Origin of the sequence: Paucibacter sp. XJ19-41 (assembly GCF_028462495.1) — a bacterium.
Taxonomy (GTDB): Bacteria; Pseudomonadota; Gammaproteobacteria; order Burkholderiales; family Burkholderiaceae_C; genus Roseateles_E.
Genome location: NZ_JAQOWX010000244.1, coordinates 1 through 2,300, shown reverse-complemented (window position 1 = coordinate 2,300; position 2,300 = coordinate 1). Strand labels below are relative to the sequence as shown.

General features: G+C 69.8%; 3 protein-coding genes. All 3 read left to right on the top strand.

Annotation, left to right across the window (positions count from 1 at the left end; genetic code table 11):
* Nucleotides 1-178: 178 nt before the first annotated feature.
* Nucleotides 179-1,249: a DUF6352 family protein gene (locus PO768_RS28585; RefSeq protein ID WP_272648761.1), complete on the top strand. Its 1,071-nt coding sequence runs from the start codon at nt 179-181 to the stop codon at nt 1,247-1,249.
* A complete protein-coding gene (locus tag PO768_RS28580) occupies nt 1,246-1,959 on the top strand; it encodes an ABC transporter permease (protein ID WP_272648760.1) in 714 nt (237 codons plus the stop codon). Before PO768_RS28585 ends, PO768_RS28580 begins: the two co-directional genes overlap by 4 nt.
* Nucleotides 1,956-2,300: ATP-binding cassette domain-containing protein (locus PO768_RS28575; protein ID WP_272648759.1), on the top strand; the 345-nt coding region annotated here is incomplete at its 3' end. The genes PO768_RS28580 and PO768_RS28575, both read left to right, overlap by 4 nt.

Genomic DNA, 2,300 nt, shown 5'->3' with positions numbered 1-2,300 from the left:
CGCCGGTCGCCGCCTCGGCACCGCCGCTGGAGGCCGCCGGCGCCCACTCGCCGGCCAAGACTGCGGTTGCACCGCCCAGCGGCAAGGCCACCGCGGCCGAGCAGCAGGGTCAGCCGAAGAAGTAAGAGAGAAAAGCGCTCCGGCAGTGGCGCCGCGAGCGCCCTGCCCTGTCCTGCCCATGCAAAATTTCTGGCCCGCCAGCGGCTATGCCCTGCTGACACGCGACCCACGCGGCTGGTTGTGCCCTGGCGAGGCCTGGCTGCGCCGCCTCGTCGTCGAGCTGCCGCAGCTGGCCCTGGTCGAGGAGTCCTGCCCGGCCGAGATCGCGCTGCACCAGGCCCTCGCCGACGCGCCTTTGCGATCCGTCAGCGAGGCGCAGCTCGCCGCGCTCGCCGATCAGGACGCGCGCGACAACTACCGGCTGTTCCTGAGTTTTCGCGACGCCCTGCTGGCCGCAGGCACGCTGGAGGCCTATTACCTGGCGCTGATGCGCGCCGGCCGCATCACGGTGCCGCCGCTGTTCGTGGACCTGATCGTGCAGGCCATCGTCCGCCATCTGCTGGACGACAGCCACGACGCCTTCGAGGCCCGCGCCGCCGAACTGCTGTTCCGCCCGCAACGCCTGAGTCTGCTGGAAGGGCGGCTGATCTCGGCCGACCTCGCCACCGTGGATCTGCTGCAGGAGACTGCCGGCCTCGGCGATATCGGCCGCCTGCTGCGGCAGAGTCAAGCCCCGCTGCCGACCACGGTGGTGCAGGTGCTGAACACCGACAACGCCACCGACTACTGGGCCGATGGCGAGCGTCACCGCTTTGCACTGGACCTGACCCACGAGATCAGCAATGAGCTGGGCCACGGCCTGGCGATCAAGCTGGTGCACGCCCACTCGGGCCTGAAAGCGCTGGCCTCCGTGCTGGAGCGCTGGCTGGCCCATCTGCTGGGGCTGCGGGTCACGATCACGCCGCTGCAGCGCATCGACGACGAGGCCTGGCGCTGGCATGTCGGGCTGGACGTCGAGGCGATGAGCCTGCTGAACGATCTGTATGCGGGCACCGAGGTCGATGCCGAGCGGCAGCGCCGCCTGATCAGCCTGTTCCGGCTGGACTTCGCCGACCCGGCCGAGATGCGCGCCGATGTCACAGGCAAGCCGGTCTATCTGGGCCTGGCGATGACGGCCGATCAGCAGCTGCGCCTGAAACCGCAGAACCTGCTGCTCAATCTGCCGCTGGCCAGCTCGCTGCTTCAATGAGTGCATTCAGCGAAAGCATCCAGACCGCGCTGAACCTGGTATTGCAGGCCGACCCAGTGCTGCTGCGCACGGTGGGCCTGTCGCTAACGGTCAGCGGCCTGGCCTGCGCTTTTGCCGCCGGCTTCGGCCTGGCGGCGGGCGCCTGGCTGGCGGTCACCCGGATGCCGGGCCGTCGCCTGCTGCTGACCCTGCTGAACACCTTGCTGGCCCTGCCCTCGGTGGTGGTCGGTCTGGTCGTCTATCTGCTGCTGTCGCGCAGCGGCCCGCTGGGCAGCTGGGGCCTGCTGTTCACGCCCGGCGCGATGGTGATCGCGCAGACAATTCTGGTCGTGCCGGTGGTGGCCGCGCTGTCACAGCAACTGGTCAGCGATGCGCTGCGCGATGGCGGCGAACAGCTGCGCTCGATGGGCGCCGGCGGCTTCACGACCGGCCTGCTGCTGCTGCTCAACGAGCGCTGGGCCGTGGCCACCGTGCTGCTGACCGCCTTCGGCCGCGCCATCTCCGAGGTCGGCGCGGTGATGATCGTCGGCGGCAATATCGACGGCGTCACCCGCGTGATCACGACCACGATCGCGCTGGAAACCAGCAAGGGCGATCTGCCGCTGGCGCTGGCCCTGGGCCTGGTGCTGCTGGCCATCGTCGGTGTGATCAATATCGGCATCGCGACCTTGCGCCGCGTGCAGGGCCCCTCGGGGGTGGTGGCGCGATGAGCAAGGACGTGGGCCAGGGCAGCACGCTGCTGCGTCTGCAGGACCTGGGCGTCAGCTATGGCCGGCTCACCGCGCTGCAAGGCGTCAATCTGCAGGTGCAGCGCGGCGACTTCATCGCGCTGATCGGCGCCAACGGCTCGGGCAAGACCACCTTGCTGCAGGCCCTGCACGGCATGGTGCCCCACAGTGGAATGCGCAGCGTGGCCAGCCCGGCGCCGGCCCAGGTGATGGTGTTCCAGCGCCCCTTCATCCTGCGTCTGTCGGTTTGGAACAATCTGCGCGTGGCGCTGTGGCTGGCCGGCGTGCCGGCAGCCGAACGCGCCTCGCGGGCCCGCGAGGCG